Source organism: Streptomyces sp. DSM 120436, from assembly GCF_055778765.1.
This window is the reverse complement of the sequence record NZ_JBSKBS010000001.1, coordinates 4,845,182-4,866,052: the sequence shown is the minus strand read 5'-3', so window position 1 is coordinate 4,866,052 and position 20,871 is coordinate 4,845,182. Positions and strand designations below refer to the sequence as shown.

At 74.7% G+C, this 20,871-nt stretch carries 5 protein-coding genes and 3 pseudogenes (1 of these 8 running past the window's edge); 4 read left to right on the top strand and 4 right to left on the bottom strand.

Annotated features, from left to right (window positions below; genetic code table 11):
• Positions 1-26: 26 nt before the first annotated feature.
• On the top strand, positions 27-863 hold the full coding sequence (locus ACWH4W_RS21530; protein ID WP_473077343.1) for an NAD(P)H-binding protein: 837 nt from the start codon (positions 27-29) through the stop codon (positions 861-863).
• Between the two features lie 113 nt (positions 864-976).
• Positions 977-1,576, top strand: a complete 600-nt coding sequence (locus ACWH4W_RS21525) for an NAD(P)H-dependent oxidoreductase (protein WP_473077342.1) — start codon at positions 977-979, stop codon at positions 1,574-1,576.
• A gap of 775 nt (positions 1,577-2,351) precedes the next feature.
• On the opposite strand, the pseudogene ACWH4W_RS21520 reads toward ACWH4W_RS21525, so the two are convergent.
• The 3 genes and pseudogenes from ACWH4W_RS21520 to ACWH4W_RS21510 form a co-directional block, all read right to left on the bottom strand.
• Positions 2,352-2,771: pseudogene (locus tag ACWH4W_RS21520) on the bottom strand (hypothetical protein); the annotation flags it as partial.
• 1 nt (position 2,772) lies between these two features.
• Positions 2,773-3,389 (bottom strand): annotated as a pseudogene (locus tag ACWH4W_RS21515) (transposase family protein); the annotation flags it as partial.
• 12 nt (positions 3,390-3,401) lie between these two features.
• On the bottom strand, positions 3,402-3,554 hold the full coding sequence (locus ACWH4W_RS21510) for a DUF5959 family protein (protein WP_473077341.1): 153 nt from the start codon (positions 3,552-3,554) through the stop codon (positions 3,402-3,404).
• Here ACWH4W_RS21510 and ACWH4W_RS21505 point away from each other — a divergent pair.
• Positions 3,526-3,686: pseudogene (locus tag ACWH4W_RS21505) on the top strand (IS5 family transposase); the annotation flags it as partial. The gene ACWH4W_RS21510 and the pseudogene ACWH4W_RS21505 sit on opposite strands and share 29 nt — an antisense overlap.
• A 125-nt stretch (positions 3,687-3,811) precedes the next feature.
• Here the strand turns inward: ACWH4W_RS21505 and ACWH4W_RS21500 are convergent.
• Complete coding sequence (locus tag ACWH4W_RS21500) at positions 3,812-5,341, bottom strand: MFS transporter (RefSeq protein WP_473077340.1); 1,530 nt, start codon at positions 5,339-5,341, stop codon at positions 3,812-3,814.
• A 448-nt stretch (positions 5,342-5,789) separates the two neighbouring features.
• On the opposite strand from ACWH4W_RS21500, the gene ACWH4W_RS21495 reads away from it, so the two are divergent.
• Positions 5,790-20,871: the 5' portion of a non-ribosomal peptide synthase/polyketide synthase gene (locus ACWH4W_RS21495; protein ID WP_473077339.1), read on the top strand. Its footprint extends 13,847 nt past the window's final position; 15,082 of the gene's 28,929 nt are visible here — the first part of the coding sequence; it begins with the start codon at positions 5,790-5,792; the stop codon falls past the right edge of the window.

Here is a 20,871-nt window from a genome sequence, read left to right as displayed (position 1 = left end):
CGGGTGCGTGCTGTTGGCTCGCCGTCATGAGCAACGACATCACTCTCGTCCTCGGCGCGACGGGCAACACCGGCCGGCGGGTGGCCGCCCGGTTGCGGCTGCGCGACACACCCGTGCGCGCCGCCTCCCGTTCCAGTCAGACCCCGTTCGACTGGTTCCACCCCGCCGACTGGGATCAGGTCCTGCGGGGCGTCACCGTCGTCTACGTGGTGCCCCCGCCCGTGCCCGGTCCGGTGCACGACTTCGTGGCGCAGGCCGAGGCCGCCGGTGTGCGGCGCCTGGTCCTGCTCTCCGGTCACGGCGCCGACGACTGGGGCGACTCCCCGTTCGGGCTGGACATGCGCTCGGCCGAGGACGCCGTGCGCGGCTCGGCGCTGGAATGGACCGTCCTGCGCGCCTCGAACTTCGCCCAGAACTTCGACGGGCACCCCTTCCGCGCCCCGCTGGCCGCCGGCGAGCTGGCGCTTCCGGCGGGTGCAGTCCCCGAGCCGTTCATCGACGTCGAGGACGTCTCCGACGTAGCGGCCGCGGTACTGACCGAGCCCGGCCGGCACGCTGGTCGGGTCTATGAGCTGACCGGGCCGCGCGGACTGACCTGGGCGGAGGCAGTCGACCTGATCTCCCGGGCGTCCGGGCTGCCCATCGTCTACCGGCGCATCTCCCCAGCCAAGTACACCGCGAGGTTGGTTCAGGAGGGCTGGAGCGAGGACGAGGCCCGGCACCTCGCCGAGATGTTCGTGCTGCTTGAACGCGGGGCCGCCGCCTGGACGACGGACGACGTCGCCACCGTGCTGGGACGCGCGCCGCGGACCTTCGAGGACTTCGTCCTGCGGGCCACGGCAGCGGAAACCTGGCGGTGCTGAGTCCCGCAGGTCCCGGCCTGGCGTACTGCACTCCGGGAGGCGGAGCACCGCGCGCGGTCCTGCACCTCCACACCACTTGTCAGCGTCCGTTTTTCACGTAACTGGAGCCACCGATGCATACCCTGCTAGTCGCCGCCAACCCGGACCCCCGGTCCCTGACGCATTACGTGCTGGAAAGACTGGAGGCAGCTCTTCAACCCGGTTCGGTCGAGATCGCCGACCTGTCCGAGGAACGGTTCGACCCCCGGTTCACTCCGGCGGATCGCCGGGCGTACCACGAGGGCGGCAACTATCCGGCTGACGTCATGGCTGAGCACCGTCGTCTTGAGCGTGCCACCGATCTCGTGTTGGTCTTCCCCGTGTACTGGTGGTCGATGCCTGCACTGTTGAAGGGGTGGATCGACCGTGTCTTCGTCAACGGCTGGGCCTTCGAGCACTCCCCCGCTTCGGGCCTGCGGCCGAAACTGCAGAACCTCACCACCCATCTTCTACCTATCGCCGGCGACGACTCCGGTGCGTACGAGCGCCACGGATACGAGAGTGCACTGCGGACGCAGATCGAGCACGGCATCGTCGACTACTGCGGCAGCCGGCGCGGCTCCACAGCGTTCATCTACGAATCCGAACAGCTCTCCCCCGAGGCCAGGGTGCGAGGTGTTGACCGTGCGGTGCGGACCATCAGTGAAGCCATCCATGCCCGCCTGGCGGGATGAGGCAGGTCAGACGCCCTTCTGACCGGTGAGACGCTGCGGGCGAAAGGGACGTCGGAACGCCGGGCCGGCCCCGGCTCCAAGCACGGTGACCGTCTCGCCGTAAGGGTGTCACCCGCCACCGCGCGACGCTCCGCCACCGTTGTGCCCGTGCCGAAGCAGACCTCCCACCCGGTGCCTCTGAGACATGCCTCGGTCTGGAGACGGACATGACCACATGGTTGTATCGGTGACGCAGGGCCGCACTCAGTAGTTGTTCCTCCACCAGCTCGGGCCTGAGCCTTCTATCGGCAGGTCCGACCGGCTGCCCTATCCTTCAGCCGTGACGAGCTGGTGGCGGTCTCTGGGTGATGCGTTTTGGGCCGTGGACCGGGCGTTTGGTGGGCAGAGGCGCCCGACTCGTGTTCAGAAATGGGTGGCCCGGCGCCCGGTCGGCGCCGGCCTCTGCATGGCTGTGCCCTTTGCGCTTTTCTTTCTGATGGTGTCGTCCGGGGACGGATCTGACGGTCCCGTGGTAGCAGCGCTGGCCGGGCTGGTTGTGTGGCTCCTCTTCGCTCTGACAGCGGCTGGAGAGCGGCTGCGGCAGCGTCGGCTCAAACGTCTGGGGCTCTGGGACGGTTCTTGAGAGCCCGAGGATCGGATCTCGACGGTGACGTCGTTGAAGGCGAGCACCTGCTTCTGACGCCGGGCCCGCTCCGATCGGAGTGTGGGGGACGTATCTTGATCGTGTGAAGAGACGGCGCTGGTGGTCCGTGGTCAGCTTGTGGGTTGCGTGGTGGGCGGCTATTACCGCTGCCTTCTTGGGCTTGGGGACGCTGTTCGACCAGCCGACGAGTCTCGCGGGCTGTGCGGCGAGTGCGGTGCTGGTGATGGTCGTCGGCGAAGTCGGTGACCGTCTGCGGCGCCGCTTCTTCCCTCGTCGGAGGACGGGATGACGGGTCGGCGGGTCCGCCTCTTGCTGCTTCGTCCGGCCGGTTCGGACGAGACGCCTGGTCATGAGCGTGGTTGCGGCCCAGGTGATCAGCGTCTCCGAGCGCTGGATGAGCCGTTCGTAGTCCCGGGCATGCCGACGGGCGTTCATCATCATCTCTTTGCCTGCGTCGTAGCCGCGGCTGTCCTTGCCGACGGTGGAGGCCGCCTTCACCGACTGGGAGTCGATGATCGTGGCCACGGCTCCCGGGCCCCTGCCCATCCCACGGATGACCAGGCCGGTGCCGCGGTAGGGCCACGGCTCCCGGGCCCCTGCCCATCCCGCGGATGACCAGGCCGGTGCCGCGGTAGCCGCCGTCCGCGATCACCGTGGTGTGGCCGACGGCGTCTTTCGCGCCGGACAGCTCCCGTGCCTTGCAGTCGTCGCGGTTTCCGGTGGCCGGGCGGCCGACGGCGACGACGAGCCGGGGGGCGGCGTCGATGACGACCTGGTGGTTGGTGGAGTACCGGTAGTTCTTGGACTGCTCGGCCACGGTGTGGTCGCGGGTGGGGACCAGGGTGCCGTCCACGATCAGCACGGTGTCCTTGCGGAACCGCTTGCGCTGCTGGAGCGCGAGCAAGGGGCCGAGGTGGTCGATGATGCGGTCGGCCGCCGACTTGGACACCCCGAACAGCGGGGCCAGTTGCCGCAAGGTCAGGTTCGTGCGCAGTACGCGGCGACCAGCAGAACCCGGTCCTCCAGCGACAGCCTCCAGGGCCGGCCCTTGCGTACCGGATCCGCCCCCTCACGCCGGAGCGCAGTGATCAGCTTGCCGAACTGGCGCGGGCTCAGCCCGGTGAACGGGGCTGTCCAGGACGGCTCCGACGCCGTGATCACACCAGACACCCCAAGATCATCTCATTGCGTCAGATCATCAGGTCGTCTCTTCGCGACCGCCTTGCGTACGTGCTCGAGCCGCAGCCGGTTGTCCTCCAGCCATCCGGCCGCCACGTCCACGGGAATCTGCACTGCGATCTGCGTCCTCGGTCTGCTGCTGGCGGTGCTGGTCACCGCAGCCAGTGTCCAGGACCCGGTGGCCGGCACCCGTCTGCTCGGGCAGGTTGCACCCGACCACCCGACCACCCGACCACCCGCAAGGTCTGGGTCGACGACGGCTACCGCAAGCGCTTCGTCGAGCACGCCGGGAACCGACCGTACAGGCGGCCGAGACACCCGTCCGACATGAGTGACGCGGAACGGGGGCGTAGCGACGCGATGCCGGTTCCCGGCCGGCTGGAAGGCCGCGGAGGGCAGTCGGCGCCCCACGCTCAGTGCTCGTCGGGGGCCGAGCGCAAAGGCGCCTCCCGCAGCAGCAGGACGGCGGCCAGTGCGAGCAGGGCGAAGGGGACGGCGGCGGTGAACACGTCGCCGAAGGCCTGGCCGTACACCGTCCGGACGCTGTCCACGGCCGGGGGACCCAGCGTGCGCAGGTCCGGCAGGCCGCCGTCGAGTCCGGTCCCGGCCGGGGCGTGCGCGGCGGCAAGGGTGTCCACGCGGGCGGTCAGCAGGGAGCCGAGTGCGGCGAGACCCAGCACACCGCCGAGGCTGCGGGAGAGGATCACGAAGGAGGTGACGGCGCCGAGGTCGTCGGGGGGCGCCGCGTTCTGGGCGATCGGCACGAGGTTCTGCGAGACGACGCCGACGCCGGAGCCTCCCGCGAACAGGGCGGCGCCCACCAGGAGCAGCGGCGTACGGGCCCCCACGGTGCCCATGACGGAGAAGCCGAGGACGAGCAGCAGGCCCCCCGCGGCCAGGGGGAGTTTCCAGCGGCCCCGCTCGCTGATGAGCCGGCCGGAGACGACGGACCCGGACAGCAGGCCGGCGATCATCGGCAGGGTCAGCAGTCCCGCCACGGCCGGCGGCTGCGCCCGGGCGACCTGGAAGTACTGGGCCAGCAGGGCGGGAGCAGCGAACAGCGCCGGGCCGACCGCGAAGCCGGCCAGCGCCGACAGCGCGACGGTGCGGTCCCGCAGCAGGTGTGGCGGCAGCAGCGGGTCGACGGCCCGTGACTGCCGCCGGACGAACAGCACGGCGAGGACGGGCACGGCACAGGCCGTTCCCGCCACCGGCCAGGACACCCACGGCACGCCGTTCCCGGCCCAGGTGACAGTGAGGAGGAGAGCCCCGACCGTCGCGGTGAGCAGGGCCGCACCCCACAGGTCGGGACGTGGACCGTGCGACATGCGCCCGGAGTCGGGCAGCCGCAGCGTGCGGTGGAGGGTGAGGGCTGCGCCGGCCGCGAGGAGCACGCCCAGATGGAAGCAGGCGCGCCAGCCCACCCCCGGAGTGTCGGCCAGCACACCGCCGAGCGGGGGGCCGGCGACCGTTCCGGCCGTCATGACCAGCGTGATGCGGCCGTTGTACCGGCCGCGCTCCCGTGGCGGGACCAGCGCGGCCACGATCACCTGGGCCAGCGCGTTCACCCCGCCGGCCCCCAGCCCCTGCACCGCCCGCCCGGCGATCAACTGCCCGACGTCGCCCGCGAGCGCGCACCATGCCGATCCCAGGGCGAACAGCCCCAGTGAGATCTGGACCAGCGTCTTGCGGTCGGCGCGGTCGGCGAGCTTCCCCCACAGCGGCAGACCGAGCGTCGAGGCCACCATCGTGGCCGCGACCACCCACGTGAAGGCGGCCTGACCGCCGTCCAGGTCGGCGACGACGCGCGGCAGAGCGGTGACGACCACCGTGCTGGACAGCAGGCCGGCGAAGAGGCCGAGCAGCAGGGCACGGAGCGCTCGGCGCGTCCGTACGGCGCTCTTGTCCACCGCGCTCACGAGCGGGGCGGCGGGCTGTGCCATGGGGATCCTCGGGGTCTGCGGGGTCACGGAGAGGCGCCGTGACGGCTGGATGATGGCATCCGGCCGTGAGGGCAGGGGACGCCGCACGCGCCGTACGCGTCACTGCGGTTGGGGAAGAGTTCAGCTGGGTGAACAGGCGGCTCGCACGGGTGATGCCGGGGTGAACGCCGTGGACGTGCCGTGGGCGGAACCTCCGGTTCCTCCACCCGGCGGCGGGCTCCGTGCCCGCCCACCCCGAGCGGGGCAGTTCACCCAAAGATCATTTCGGGTCGGCGGACACCCCGGCCGGTCAACTCGCCGTGCTAGACACCGGATCGGCAGTCGATCATTCCGGATCGCGGCCGGCCGGCGCGGCGAACGCCGTGGTCACCAGGCCCTTCCCGGACCGATACCGCCGTCGCACCACGCTCGCCGCTCACCCCCCTCGTATGCGCCTGGGAGTACGTACGTGCAAGACGACCACCTTCGTGGCCTGCCACTGACCCCGGGACAGTCGGGCATGTGGTTCGGCCAGCAACTGGCCCCGGACAGCCGCGCCTACAACCTCGGCATCTACGTCGACATCGCCGGCCCGCTCGACATCGCGCTGCTGGCCGAGGCCACGCGCCGCTTCCTGGACGAGGCCGAGGGGTTCCGCGTCCGGATCCGGGAGCACGAGGGCGAACTGCGCCAGTGGGCCGAGCCGGACGACGCGTGGGAGCAGCTCTTCGTCGACGTGTCCGCCGAGGCCGACCCCGAGGCCGCCGCGCACCGCTGGATGACGGCCGACATGGCGCGCCCGCGCCGTGTCGGCCACCCCCCGAACCTCACCAGCGCGGTGATCCGCGTCGCCGAGCAGCGCCACTGGTGGTACTCCGGCGTCCACCATGTGATCAGCGACGGGGCCGGCGCCGGCATCGCCATGCGGCGCGCCGCGGCCATCTACACCGCTCTCCTGGAAGGGCGCGATCCCGCGGAGGGGGCGTTGCGCCCGTTCCGTGAACTGCTGGACGAGCAGACGGCCTACCGGGCCTCGGACGACTTCCGCGCCGACCGGGCGTACTGGCGGGAGCGGATGGCCGGCCGGCCCGCGCCGGCCGCTCTCGTGGAACGTTCGGCGCCGCCCTGCGCCCCGGCGCACCGGCGGACCGCGTACCTGAGCAGGGAGGCCGAGTCGGGGATGCGGGCGGTCGCGCGGACCGCCCGGTCGAGCTGGCCGGCCGCCTTCGTCGCGGGCGCCGCCGCCTACCTGCACCGGATGACCGGGGCGGACGACCTGGTGCTGGGCTTCCCGGTCACCGCGCGCACCGGGTCCGCCTCGGACGCCGTCCCCGGCATGGTGTCCAACGTGGTCCCGCTGCGCCTGAGGGTGGACCCCGGCCTGACCTACGGCGAGCTGACCGCCCGGGTCGCGGCCGAGATGAAGGACGCGGTACGGCATCAGCGCTACCCGGAGGCGGACCTCGCCCGCGACCTCGGCCTCTCCGCGGGCGGCCGGCTCTACGGGCCGGTCGTCAACGTCATGCCGTTCGGCCAGGACTTCTCCTTCGGCGGCCTGCCCGGATCCCTGCACAGTCTGGCCGTCGGGCCGGTGGCCGACCTGTCGATCGCCAGCTACGGCGGACGCCCGGGACAGCGCGGCGCCATCAAGGTCGTCGTCGACGGCAATCCCGCCCTGTACTCGGACGGTGAGCTGGCCGGACATCACGGGCGGTTCCTGCGGCTGCTGGAACGGCTCACCGTGGGGGACGACGCCGCCGCGCGGCCCATCGGCCACGGTGACCTGCTCGACGAGGGCGAGCGGCGGCGGGTGCTGGGCGACTGGTCCGGTCCCGGGAACGCCCACGACCGCGCCGTTCCCGCTCCCGCTCTGGTGAGCGACCCGGCGGGCGACCCGTGGCAGCTGGTCGCGGCCCAGGCGGCCCGGACGCCGGACGCCGTCGCGGTCACCGCCGGCCCGGAAACCCTGACGTACCGCGAACTGGTCGCCCGGGCGACCCGTCTGGCCGGCGTCCTGGCCGGTCACGGAGTGGGCCCGGAGGACCGCGTGGCGCTGGCGCTGCCGCGCTGCGCGGACCTGGTGGCCGGTGTGCTGGCCGTCCTGCGATCCGGCGCCGCCTATCTGCCGCTGGACCTGACGCATCCGGCCGGACGGCTGGAGCTCACGGTGGCCGAGGCGCGCCCGGCCGTCGTCCTGACGACGGCCGCACTGGCCGAGCGGGTGCCGAGCGGCCCGCGACGCGTCCTGACCGACGGGCGGCAACGGCCTCGGGAGCCGCAGGACGTGCTCCCCGCCGCGGTGCACGGATCGGCCGCCGCGTACGTCGTCTTCACCTCGGGGTCCACGGGGCGGCCCAAGGGCGTCGTCGTCCCCCGGTCGGGCCTCGGCAACCTGCTGCTGGACATGGCCGGACGGGCCGGACTGGGCCCGGGTGACCGCCTGCTCGCCGTGACCACCCTGGGCTTCGACATCGCCAACCTGGAACTGCTCGCGCCCCTGGTGGCCGGGGCCGCCGTGGTGGTGGCCGGGGCCGACGAGGTACGCGACCCCGCACGGCTGCGGCACCTGCTGGTGGCCGAGCGGGTGTCGGTGATGCAGGCGACGCCGAGCCTCTGGCAGGCGGTGGCCGCCGAGGTCGCACCCGCCCTCGGCGGTGTCCGCGTCCTGGTCGGCGGTGAGGCGCTGCCGGCCGCACTGGCCCGTGAACTCCTCGCGTCCGCCGCGTCGGTGACCAACGTCTACGGCCCCACGGAGACGACGGTCTGGTCGACCGCGGCGGAGCTGTCACCCGAGGACTCGGACGCCGCGTCATCGGCGCCGGTCACCATCGGACGGCCGATCACCGGCACGGCGGTGTACGTCCTCGACCGGGCCATGCAGCCCGTACCGCCCGGCGTGGTGGGCGAGTTGTACATCGCCGGCGCCGGACTGGCGCGCGGGTACGCGCAGCGGCCCGGCCTGACCGCCGAACGCTTCGTGGCCGACCCCTTCGGTGCGCCCGGCACCCGGATGTACCGCACCGGCGACCTCGCACACTGGACGCCGGACGGCCGGCTGGTCTGCACGGGCCGGGCGGACCAGCAGGTCAAGGTGCGCGGGTTCCGCATCGAACCGGGCGAGATCGAGGCCGTGCTGGCGGAACAGCCGGGCGTGGCCCGCGCCGCGGTCGTGCTCCGCGAGGACACGCCGGGCCGGCGGCAGCTGACCGCGTACTTCGTCCCGGGTGCGCAGCCCGTGGCAGGCGACCGGGAGCTGGCCGGGGCGCTGGCCCGGCGCCTGCCCCCGTACATGGTGCCCGCGGCCTTCGTGGCCCTCCCGCAGCTGCCCCTGACGGCGAACGGCAAGCTCGACCGGGCCGCGCTGCCCGCCCCGGCGGCGACCGCCGCCGATGCCGGCCGGGCGCCCCGGAACGCGGTCGAGGAGACCCTCTGCCGGCTCTGCGCCGACCTGCTCGACACGCCGTCCGGCGTGAGCATCGACGACGACTTCTTCGCTCTCGGCGGCGACAGCGTCTCGGTGATGCGCCTGGTCGCCGCCGCACGCCGCGAAGGGCTGGCCCTCACCCTGCGCGACGTGTTCGAGCACCCGACCGTGGCGGACCTGTCCGCCGTCGCGGTTCCGCGGGGCAGCGGCACGGGTCACGCGGCCCCCGCGCGGGACGCCGCCCCGTCCGCTTTCGACGAGGACGACCTCGGACGCCTGCGGGCCCGCTATCCGTCCTTCTCGGACGTCCTGCCCCTCTCCCCCGTACAACAGGGCCTGCTGTTCCAGTCCCTGCACGATGCGCAGAACGCCGGGGACGACGACTACACCGTGCAGCTCGGCTTCACGGTCGAGGGCCCGCTGGACGGGGCCCGGCTGCGCGGCGCCTGGCAGGCTCTGCTGCGCCGGCACCCCGTGCTGCGCTCGGCGTTCGTCGCCGACACCACCGACGTGCCGGCGCAGGTGGTGCTCGACGACGTCGAACTCCCCTGGCGCGACGTCGACCTCACCGGGCCGCCGACGGCCGCCGGCCCCCGGGAACAGGACCGGCGGCTGCGGCAGGTGGCCGCCGGGGAACGGGCCGGACGCTTCGACCTGGCGCGTCCCCCGCTGCTGCGCGTCGCCCTGGTACGGCTCGCCCCCGAACGGCACGCCGTGCTCTTCACCCACCACCACATGCTGCTCGACGGCTGGTCGCTGCCCCTGCTGGGCCGTGAGCTGTTCGCCCTCTACCACGGCGAGCCCCTGCCGCAGGTGACCCCGCCGCGCACGTACCTGTCCTGGCTCGGGCGGCAGGACCGTGCCGCGGCCCGCGCCGCGTGGCGCGCCGAGCTCGACGGACTGGACGCGCCGACGCTCCTCGTGCCGGACGCCACGGCGGAGGCGGAGCCGTCCCAGGGCCGCCACACCGTCGACCTGCCCACCGGCACCACCGGCGCCCTGCGGGACCTGGCCGCCGCGCACGGGCTCACCCTCAACACCGTCGTCCAGGGCGCGTGGGCGCTCCTCCTCGCCGGGCTGACCGGGCGTGACGACGTCGTGTTCGGCACCACGGTCGCCAGCCGTCCGGCCGAGGTCGACGGGGCCGAGTCGATGGTCGGCCTGTTCGTCGACACCGTCCCCGTGCGCGTACGACTGCGTCCGGCGGACGACCTGCGGGACATGCTGCGCGGGATGCAGAGCCGGCAGTCGCGCCGCGCGGCCGCCGCACACCTGGGCCTGCCGGACATCACCCGCCTCACCGGCCTGGACCGGCTCTTCGACACCGTACTGACCTTCGAGAACTTCCCCGTCGACCCGGCCACCTTCCGGCCGGGTCCCGGCCTCGCCGTCACCGACCCGCACGTCCACGCGGGCACCCACTATCCGCTGACGCTGCTGGTGGTGCCGGAGGACGCCGGGCTCAGCCTGCGGTTCGGCTACCGCACCGGCGTCTTCACGCCCGACGGCATCACCCGCGTCGGCGCACGGCTGGTGCGGCTGCTGGAGGCGCTGGCCGCCGACCCCGCCCGCACCGTCGGCGCCGTCGACGTGCTCCTCCCCGAGGAGCGGCGGCAGGTGCTGGTCGAGTGGAACGACACCGCCGTGCCGGTGCCGTCCGTGTCGGTGCCCGAGCTGGTCGCGGCGCAGGCGGCGGCGACGCCCGACGCGACCGCCGTGGTGTACGCGGACGGCGGGGCCGGTGGCGAGGAGTTGACGTACGCCCGGTTCGACGCCCGGGTGGCGGCGCTCGCGGCACTGCTGCGCGAGCGGGGCGTGGTGCCCGAGACCCGGGTCGCCGTCGCCCTGCCGCGCTCGGCGGACCTGCTCGTCGCCGTGCACGCCGTGCTGCGCGCGGGCGGCGTGTACGTGCCGGTGGACCCGGAGCTGCCGGCGGAGCGGATCGGACTGCTGCTGGACGACGCGGCCCCGGCCTGCACCCTCACCACGCGCGACCTCGCCGAGCGGTTCCCCCGCCTCGACGGCCCGGGCACCGTCCTCCTCGGCGCCGACGCCCCCGTCGGCACCGGCGCCGCCCGCACCGCTCCGGTCCCCGTGGCACCCGGCTCGGCCGCGTACATGATCTTCACCTCGGGCTCGACCGGCCGCCCGAAGGGCGTCGTCGTCTCCCACGAGGCCATCGCCAACCGGGTGCTGGGCATGCAGCGGGAGTTCGCGCTGACCGCCGACGACCGGGTGCTGCACAAGACACCCGTCGGGTTCGACGTGTCCGTGTGGGAGCTGCTGTGGCCGCTGACCACGGGTGCCGCGGTGGTCGTGGCACGCCCCGGCGGGCACCGCGATCCGCACTACCTGGCGGGCGCCGTCGGGGACCACGGGGTGACGACGGTGCACTTCGTGCCGTCGATGCTCCGCGTGTTCCTCGACTCCGTCGACGGGACCGCCGCGGCCGGGTTCCGGCTGCGGCGCGTGATCTGCAGCGGCGAGGCGCTCCCGGCCGACCTCGCCGACGCGTCCCTCGCCCTCCTCGGCGTCCCGCTGTTCAACCTGTACGGGCCCACCGAGGCGGCCATCGACGTCACACGGTGGCGGTGCCTGCCCGCGTGGACGGGCCCGGTGCCCATCGGCGCCCCGGTGGACAACACCCGCGTGTACGTGCTCGACGCGGCGCTCCGGCCGGTCGCCCCGGGTGTGGCGGGCGAGTTGTACCTGGCGGGACGCCAGCTCGCCCGCGGCTACCCGGCCCGGCCCGGCACGACCGCGCTCCGTTTCGTCGCCGACCCCTTCGGCCCCGCGGGCAGCCGGATGTACCGCACCGGCGACCTGGCGCGGTGGCGCGGTGACGGCACGCTGGAGTACCTGGGCCGCACCGACCACCAGGTCAAGATCCGCGGAGTGCGGGTCGAACCCGGCGAGATCGAGGCGGTGCTCGGCACGCACCCGGCGGTGGGCCGGGCCGTGGTGACCGTGCGGGAGGAGGAGCCGGGCCGCAGGCAGCTCACCGCCTACGTCGTGCCGGACGCCCGGGGGCGCTCCGCGTCCGCGCCCGGGTCCGCCACGTCCGAGCAGGTGCGGGAGTGGCAGGCCGTCTGGGAGTCCGCCTACGCGCCCGGCCGGGCACCGGGCACGCCCGGCGCACCGGGCGGGGGAGACCTCACCGCCGCCTTCGGTGAGGACTTCTCCACCTGGGACAGCAGCTACGACGGCCGGCCCCTCCCGCTCAAGGAGATGAGCCGCTGGCGGGACGCGACCGTCGAGCGGATCCGCGCGCTGCGTCCCGTGCGCCTGCTGGAGATCGGCGTCGGCGCGGGCCTGCTGCTGTCGCGGCTCGCCGGGGACACCGAGGCCTACTGGGCCACCGACTTCTCCGCCGCGGTGATCGACACCCTGCGCGACCGGATGCCGGACCACCTCGCCGGCCGGGTGACCCTGCGGCACCGGGCGGCGGACGACACCGAGGGCCTGCCCGCCGGGTACTTCGACACCGTCGTCCTCAACTCGGTGATCCAGTACTTCCCGGACGCCGACTACCTGGACCGGGTGATCGACGCCGTCACGCCGCTGCTGGCGCCCGGCGGCCGGATCTTCGTCGGTGACGTACGGGACCTGCGGGCCGCCCGCGTGTTCGAGACGGAGAAGCACCTCGTCCGCCTCGCTCCGGGCCGGCACACCAGTACGGCGGCGCTGCGCCGCTCCGTCGGCCGAGCCCTGCTGAACGAGAACGAACTCCTCGTCGACCCCGCCTGGTTCACCGCGCGGACCGGCGCGGGCACTCCCTTCACCGCCTCGGACGTCCAGGTGAAGCGGGGCCGTTACCGCAACGAACTCAGCCGCTACCGCTACGACGTCGTCCTGCACACGGCCCCGGCGGCGTCTCCGGCCGGTCCCCACGAGGCCGGTGACGGAACACCTCCGGACGGGCTGCGGCACGTCCTGTCCACGGCCCGCCCGGCGTGGCTGCGGCTGTCGGGCGTCCCCGACGAACGCACCGCCCGGCAGGCCCTGGCGGCCCGCCGGCTGGACGAGGGAACCGAACCGGCCCTCGCCGCACGCCTCCTGGCGGACGACGTCCCCGTGCCCGGCGCGGTGGACCCCGAGGACCTGTACGCCCTCGCCGGGGAACTCGGCTACCACGTCGCCGTCGCGCCGTCGGTCACCGGCCCCGGCGCGGTCGACGCGGTCTTCCGGCGCGCGGACGCGTCGGACGCCGGGTCCGTCGGATCCGGCGAAGTGCTGTGCGCCTATCGCCCCGCACCGGAATCCGTCACGGCCCCGGCACAACTCACCAACGAGCCGGGACTCGCACGCGACCTCGCCGCGCTCCCGGCCGCACTGCGCGCCCTCGCCGAACGCACCCTGCCCGAGGCCCTCGTGCCCGCGGCCTTCGTGGTGCTGGCGGAACTGCCGCTCACCGCGAACGGCAAGCTCGACCGTGCCGCCCTCCCGGCGCCCGACTTCGCGGCCGCACCGGACAGCCGGGCACCGCGCGACGCGACCGAGCGGGCCCTGTGCGCCGCCTTCGCCGAGCTGCTGGGCCTTCCGCACGTGGGCATCGACGACAGCTTCTTCGCGCTGGGCGGCGACAGCGTGCTGGCCATGCGGCTGGTGGGCGCCGCACGCCGGGCGGGCGTCGTCCTGGCCGTCCGTGACGTCTTCGCGCACCCCACCGTCGCCGCGCTCGCCGGCGTGGCGCGGGCCACGGACCCCGCGGAGCCGCGGGGCGAGGCCCCCGAGGAGGACCTGGTGCCCCTGCCCGCGCCGGTACGGGAGCGGCTGACCGCCCCGTACCCGGGCCCGGCGGAGGTCCTGCCCCTCACACCGCTGCAGGAGGGCCTGCTCTTCGAGTCCCTGGCCGCCGCGCGCACCCCGTCGGCGGCGGGTGAGGACGGCCCGGACCGGGCGGACGACTACACCGTCCAGCTGGCGCTCACGCTCGACGGCCCCCTCGACCCGGCCCGGCTGCGTGCCGCCTGGACCCGGGTGCTGGCCCGGCACGACAGCCTGCGCGCCGCCTTCGTGCACGACGCGGACGCGGGCCTCGTGCAGGTCGTCCCCGCCGCGGTGGACCTGCCCTGGCGGGAGACGGATCTGTCCGCGGCCGGTGAGGCGGAGCAAAAGTCCCGCCTCACCGTGCTGCGGACCCGGGAACGGACGGCCCCGTTCGACCCGGCCCGGCCGCCGCTGCTGCGGGTGGCGCTGGCCCGGCTGGCCCCGCACCGGCACACGATGATCGTGACCTACCACCACCTCCTGCTCGACGGCTGGTCTCAGCCGCTGCTGCTGAACGAGCTGCTGACCGCCTACGCGGAGCCGGCCCCGCTGCCCCCGGCGCCCCAGTTCCGGCGGTACCTGGCCTGGCTCGCCCGGCAGGACAAGGACGCCGCCCGGCAGGCGTGGCGGCAGGCGCTCGACGGCGCCGAGCCCACCCTCGTGGTGCCGGTGACCGGCAGCCGGACGGACGGCCACGCGGCCGGCGCACCCGGACACGAGGTCGTCGAACGGCTGCTGTCCCCGGACCTCACCGCCCGCCTGGCCGCGCACTGCCGCCGCCACGACCTGACCCCGGCCACCCTGGTGCAGGGCGTGTGGGCCACCTTGATCGGCGCGCTGACGGGTCGCGACGACGTCGTCCTCGACGCGCCCAGCGCCGGCCGCCCGGCCGACGTCGAGGACGTGGAGTCCGTCATCGGCCTGTTCCTCAGCACCGTCCCGGTGCGGGTCCGCCTCGATCCGGCACGGCCGGCGGCCGCCGTCCTGCGCCGGCTGCAGGAGGAGCAGTCCCGCCTCGCCGCCCACCAGCACCTCGGACTGCCGGAGATCCAGCGGCAGACCGACGCCGCCTCGGCGCTCGCCGACACGATGGTGGTGTTCCTCAACTTCCCGCTGGAACCGGACGCGTTCCGGCCGGCGGACGGCATCCGTGTCTCCGCCGTGGACGGCGGCGTGGCCACGAGCTATCCGCTACGCCTCCTCGCCGCCCCCGGCGAACGGATGCACCTCACTCTCGGCTACCACACCTCCGTCTACGACCGGGAGGCCGCCCAGGCGCTGATGGACCGGCTGGTGCGGCTCTTCGAGGAGCTCGGCGAGGGCTTCGACCGGCCCGCCGGACACGCCGGGATCCTCACCCCGCGCGAACGCGGCCGCCTGCTGACCGCGTGGCAGGGAGCACCGGACGGGGACGAGGCCACGGCGGCCGGCACCGTCACCGGCATTCTCCGCGACCGGACGGCCGCCGGCTCCGACACGCCCGCGGTCCTCTTCGGCGACGAGCGGCTCACCCGCCGGGAGCTGCGTGCCCGCACGAACCGCCTGGCCCGCCTGCTCGTCGCCCGGGGCGCCCGCCCCGAGCGGACCGTCGCCGTCGCGGTGCCCCGCTCCCCGGAGCTGGTGGTGGCCCTGCTCGCGGTCGTCGAGTCCGGCGCGGCGTACCTCCCGGTGGACCCGGGCTACCCGGCGGACCGTATCGCGCACATGCTCGCCGACGCCCGGCCGGTGACGGTGCTGACCACCACCGAGGCGTCGGCATCGCTGCCCGAGGACGCCCGCGCCACCGCCGTCCTGCTCGACGACCCGGCCACCGGACGCGCGCTGTCCGCCCTGCCGGACGGCGACCTCACCGACGACGGGAGCGCCGAACCGCCGGCGCCCGCCCACCCGGCCTACGTCATCCACACCTCGGGCTCCACCGGCAGGCCCAAGGCGGTGGTGGTGCCGCACCGCGGGGTCGCCGCCTACGTGCCGTACCTGACGTCCGGCGTCGCCGGACTCGGCCCCGAGGACGTCGTGCTCAACCTGGCGTCCGTGTCCTTCGACCCCTCGGTGCGTGACGTCCTCGGCACCCTGGCGGCCGGCGGATGCGTGGTCATGGTGCCGCCCGGCGAGGCGAACGACGCACGCGCCCTCGTCCGCGCCCTGCACCGCCACCGGGTCACCGCGCTGCTGTCCGTCGTACCGTCCCTGCTGACCGCCCTGATCGAGGAGGCGGACCGGCTGCCCGCCGGCGAGCGCCCCTCCCTGCGGCTGGTGATGACGTGCGGCGAAGCGCTCACCGAGGGCCACCTCCAGCAGGTGGCCGCTCTCGGGAGCCCGCTGGTGGTCAACCAGTACGGGCCCACCGAGGCCACCATGAGCAGCACCTTCCAGGCGGTGGACGAGCCGGGCGCGCTGCGGTCCGGCGGCCGCTTCCTGATCGGCCGCCCCCGCCCGGGCGTCCGCGCCTACGTCCTGGACCACCGCCTGCGCCTGGTCCCGGCCGGCACTCCGGGCGAGCTCTACCTGGCGGGACCCGGCGTCACCCGCGGCTACGCGGGCCGCCCCGGCCCGACCGCCGAGCGTTTCCTCGCCGACCCGTACGGCGAGTCCGGCACCCGCATGTACCGCACCGGCGACCTGGCCCGTTGGACCGCGGACGGCCGCCTGGACCACCTCGGCCGCGCCGACCACCAGGTCAAGCTGCGCGGCCACCGCGTCGAACTCGGCGAGATCGAGGCGGTTCTGGAGGGGCACGGGGCGGTCGCCCGCGCCGTCGCGGACGTGCGCCGGGACAACCCGGAAGGCGATCCCCGGCTGGTCGCCTATGTCCTCCCGGAGTCCGGTGAGCCCACCGGCTCCGGTGAGTCCGGGGAGTCCGGCAGCGCCCTGGCCCCGGCCGAGCTGCGCCGCCACGCCGCGGCCCGGCTGCCCGGGTACATGGTGCCCGCCGCGTTCGTCGTCCTGGACCGGCTGCCGCTGACCCCCAACGGCAAGGTGGACCGCCGCGCCCTGCCCGCCCCCGGCCCCACCGACGGTTCCGCGGCGTACGGCGGTCGCGAGGCGCGCACACCGCTCGAGGAAGTGCTGTGCGGGCTGTACGCGCGGCTCCTCGGCACCGGCCGACGCGTCGGCATCGACGACAGCTTCTTCGAGCTGGGCGGACACTCGCTGCTCGCCACCCGCCTCGTCGCCCACATACACAACGCGCTCGGCGCCGATCTCCCCGTCCGCGCCGTCTTCGAGGCCCCCACGGTCGCGGAGCTCGCCGAACACGTCGCCGCCGCCGCCAGCGCCCCGGCCCGGCCCCGCCCCACCGCCGTGGCCCGGCCGGACGACATCCCGCTGTCCCCCGCCCAGCGCCGCCTGTGGTTCCTGCACCAGCTCGCGCGGGGGGCCACGGACGCCTACCACATGCGGGTGGTGCTGCGGCTGCGCGGCCGCCTCGACGTCCCCGCGCTGCGCGCCGCGCTCACCGACCTGACGGAGCGCCACGAGGTGCTGCGTACGGTCTTCCCCGACGCCGAGGGCCTTCCTCGCCAGGAGATCCTGGACACCGGCGCCGAGCGGGCCCGCCCGGTCCTGGAGACCGGCCGGGTCACCGAGGCGGACCTGGCCGCCGCGCTGGAGCGGACCGTGCGGCGCCCCTTCGACCTCGCCTCCGACATCCCGCTGCGGGCGACCCTGTTCGAGCTGGGTGAGGACGACCACGTCCTCGCGCTGGTGCTGCACCACATCGCCGCCGACGGCTGGTCGTTCGGACCGCTGGCCGCCGATCTGTCCGCCGCGTACCGGAGCCGTACGACGGGGCGGGCTCCCGGCCAAACGCCCCTGCCCGTCCAGTACGCCGACTACAGCCTCTGGCAGCACGAGCTGCTGGCGGACGACGGCGCGGACGGCGTGACGGCCCGTCAACTGGCCTACTGGCGGCAGCAGCTCGCCCACCTGCCGGACCGCATCGACCTGCCCGTGGACCCCCGCGCCGCCGCGTCCGGTGACACCGCCGGCGCCGCGCCCGGCGGCTCGTACACCTTCCGTCTCCCCGCGCCGCTCCACGCCCGTCTCGCGGAGCTGGCCCGCGAGCACTCCGCCACCGTCTTCATGACGCTCCAGGCGTCCCTCGCCGCCCTGCTGACCCGCCTCGGCTCGGGGACGGACATCCCGTTCGGCACGGCCGTGGCCGGACGCGGCGACGAGGTGCTGGAGGACCTCGTCGGGTGCTTCGTCAACACGCTCGTCCTGCGCACCGACACCGGCGGCGACCCGGACTTCCGGGAACTGCTGCGGCGGGTGCGGGAGACCGACCTCACCGCCTACGCCCACCAGGACGTGCCCTTCGAGCGGCTCGTCGACCACCTGGGCGTGGCCCGCTCGGCCGACCGCAACCCGCTGTTCCAGGTGATGCTGGCCGCCCAGCCCGAACTCACCCGCGACGCCGTCGCACTCCCGGGCCTGGACACCGAACTGATGCGCGTCGGCGCCACCACCGCCCGCTTCGAGCTCTCCTTCAACATGGCCGAACGCCGCACCCCCGAGGGCGCCCCGGACGGGATCGACGGCCGCGTCGAGTACCGCGCGGACCTCTTCACCCCCGCGGCCGTACGGCTGCTCACCCAGCGCTGGACCCGGCTGCTGGAGTCATTCGCCGACGACCCTGACCTCACCGTGTCCCGCGCCGCCACCACCGCCGACGACGAACGCCGGCAGGTCCTCACCGACTGGAACGACACCACCATGGACGTCCCGTCCACCACGATCCCCGAACTCCTCGCCGACCGCGTCGCGCGCACCCCGCACGCCGAGGCCGTCGTCTGCGGCGCCGACCGGCTCACCTACGCGCAGCTCGACACCCGCGCCGACGCCCTCGCCCGCCGCCTGCGCGTGGCCGGGGCCGGACCGGAGCGCCGCGTCGCCGTACTCGTCCCGCGCTCGGCGGGCCTGCCCGTGGCCCTGCACGCGGTCCTGCGTACCGGTGCCGCGTACGTGCCGGTGGACCCCGAACTCCCGGCGGAGCGCGTCGCCCTGCTGCTCGCCGACACCGACCCGGTGTGCGTGGTGACCACGGACGGGACGCGCGGCCTGCTGCCCGCCGCCGTGCGGGTCCCGGTGCTGCTCCTCGACGGGACGGCGCCCGCGTCCCCGGCGGCCGCGTTCCCGGCACCCCACCCCGACAGCACCGCCTACGTCATCCACACCTCCGGCTCGACCGGTCGTCCCAAGGGTGTCGCCGTCCCTCACCGGGCCGTCGTCAACCGCCTGTTCGGCATGCAGGAGCAGTACGGCCTCCGGTCCGACGACCGGGTGCTGCACAAGGCGTCGGCCGGCTTCGACGTCTCCGTGTGGGAGCTCTTCTGGCCGGTCCTCACCGGCGCCGCCGTGGTCGTCGCCGAGCCCGACGCGCACCGCGACCCCGCCCGCCTCGCCGAGCTGATCCGGGACGGGGGCGTCACCACCGCGCACTTCGTGCCGACCGTCCTGCGTGCCTTCCTCGACCGGCCGGGCGCCGCCGAGTGCACCGGCCTGCGCCGGGTGTTCTCGGGCGGCGAGGCCCTGCCCGCCGACCTCGTGCGGCGCTTCCACAGCACCCTCGGCGCGTCGGGCGTGGCCCTGTTCAACCAGTACGGCCCCACCGAGGCCACCATCGACGTCACCTGGTGGCGCTGCCCGGCCGACCCGGAGGGCCCGCCGCCGCTCGGCCATCCGGTCGGCAATACCCGCCTGTACGTCCTCGACGCGGCCCTCCAGCCCGTACCGCCGGGCGCCTCGGGCGAGCTGTGGATCGCCGGTGCCCAGCTGGCCCGCGGTTACCTCGGCCGTCCCGGCGCCACGGCGGAGAGCTTCGTCGCCGACCCCTTCGGCCCGCCCGGTTCCCGGATGTACCGCACCGGCGACCTCGCCCGCTGGACCGAGGACGGAGTGGTGGAGTACCTGGGCCGCGTCGACGACCAGGTCAAGGTGGGCGGCGTGCGCGTCGAACCGGGCGAGGCCGCGGCCGCGCTCGGCGAGCAGGACGGTGTGTCCGCGTCCGTGGTCGTGGCCCATGAGGCTCCTGCGGGCGGCGGCAAGCGCCTGGTGGGGTACGTCGTGCCCGAGCCCGGCCGCACCCTGGACGGCGGACAGGTGCGCCGCCGGGCCGCCGACAGCCTGCCCGAGTACCTGGTCCCCGCCGAGGTCATGGTGCTCGACGCGCTCCCCGTCACACCCAACGGCAAGCTGGACCGCGCGGCTCTGCCCGTGCCCGGCCCCGCCGGTCCGGCGGACGCAGGACGCGGGCCGCGCACCCCGGACGAGGAGACCCTCTGCCGCATCTTCGCCGAGCTGCTCGGCGTCGACGCCCGGAACGTGGGCGCGGACGACGGCTTCTTCACGCTGGGCGGCGACAGCATCATGTCGATCCAGCTGGTCAGCCGGGCGCGGCGGGCCGGTCTGGTCCTCACCCCGCGCGACGTCTTCACCCACCAGACGGTGGCCGAGCTGGCGCGGGTCGGCAGGCGCGAGGACGACCGGCCGGCCGTGCGCGCCGAGGACGACGGGACCGGACCCGTCGAGCTCACCCCGATCGTCCACCGGCTGCGCGAGCGCCGCGGCCCCGTCGACGCCTTCCACCAGTCGGTGCTGCTCCAGGTCCCGGCCGGACTGGGCCGGGAGCGGCTCACGGCGGCCGTGCAGGCACTGCTCGACCACCATGACGCCCTGCGGCTGCGGCTGACCCGCACGGCGGGCGGACTGGTCTGGGCGCTGGAGGTGGGTGAGCGCGGGTCCGTGGACGCCGCCCGGTGCGTGCGCCGCGTGTCCCTGGCCGATGCCGACATGGCGCAGGAGGCGCGGGCGGCGGTGGCGCGGCTGGCGCCGGAGTCGGGCGTGATGGTGCAGGCGGTGTGGTTCGACGCGGGGCCGGAGGACTCCGGCCGGCTGCTGATCGTGGCGCACCACCTGGCGGTCGACGGGGTGTCGTGGCGCATCCTGGTGCCGGACCTGCGGCAGGCCTGGGAGTCGGTGGCGGCCGGCGAGCCGGTCCGGCTCGACCCGGTGGGCACGTCGTTCCGGCGCTGGGCGGCCCTGCTCGGCGAGCGCGCGCAGGACCCGGCGCTGCTGGAGGAGCTGCCGTACTGGACCGACACGTTCGCGGCCCCGGAGCCGCCGTTGGGCGGCCGCCCGCTGAACCCCGTGCAGGACACGGTGGCCACGGCGCGGCAGTTCACGGTGACACTGCCGGGGGCGCGCACGGGCCCGCTGCTGTCGTCCGTCCCGGCGGCCCTCCACGGCGGCGTCAACGACGTCCTGCTGGGCGCGCTGGCCCTCGCCGTGCGCCAGTGGCGCGAGGTCCGTGGCGGCGGGGCCGAGGGCGGGGTGCTGATCGACCTGGAGGGCCACG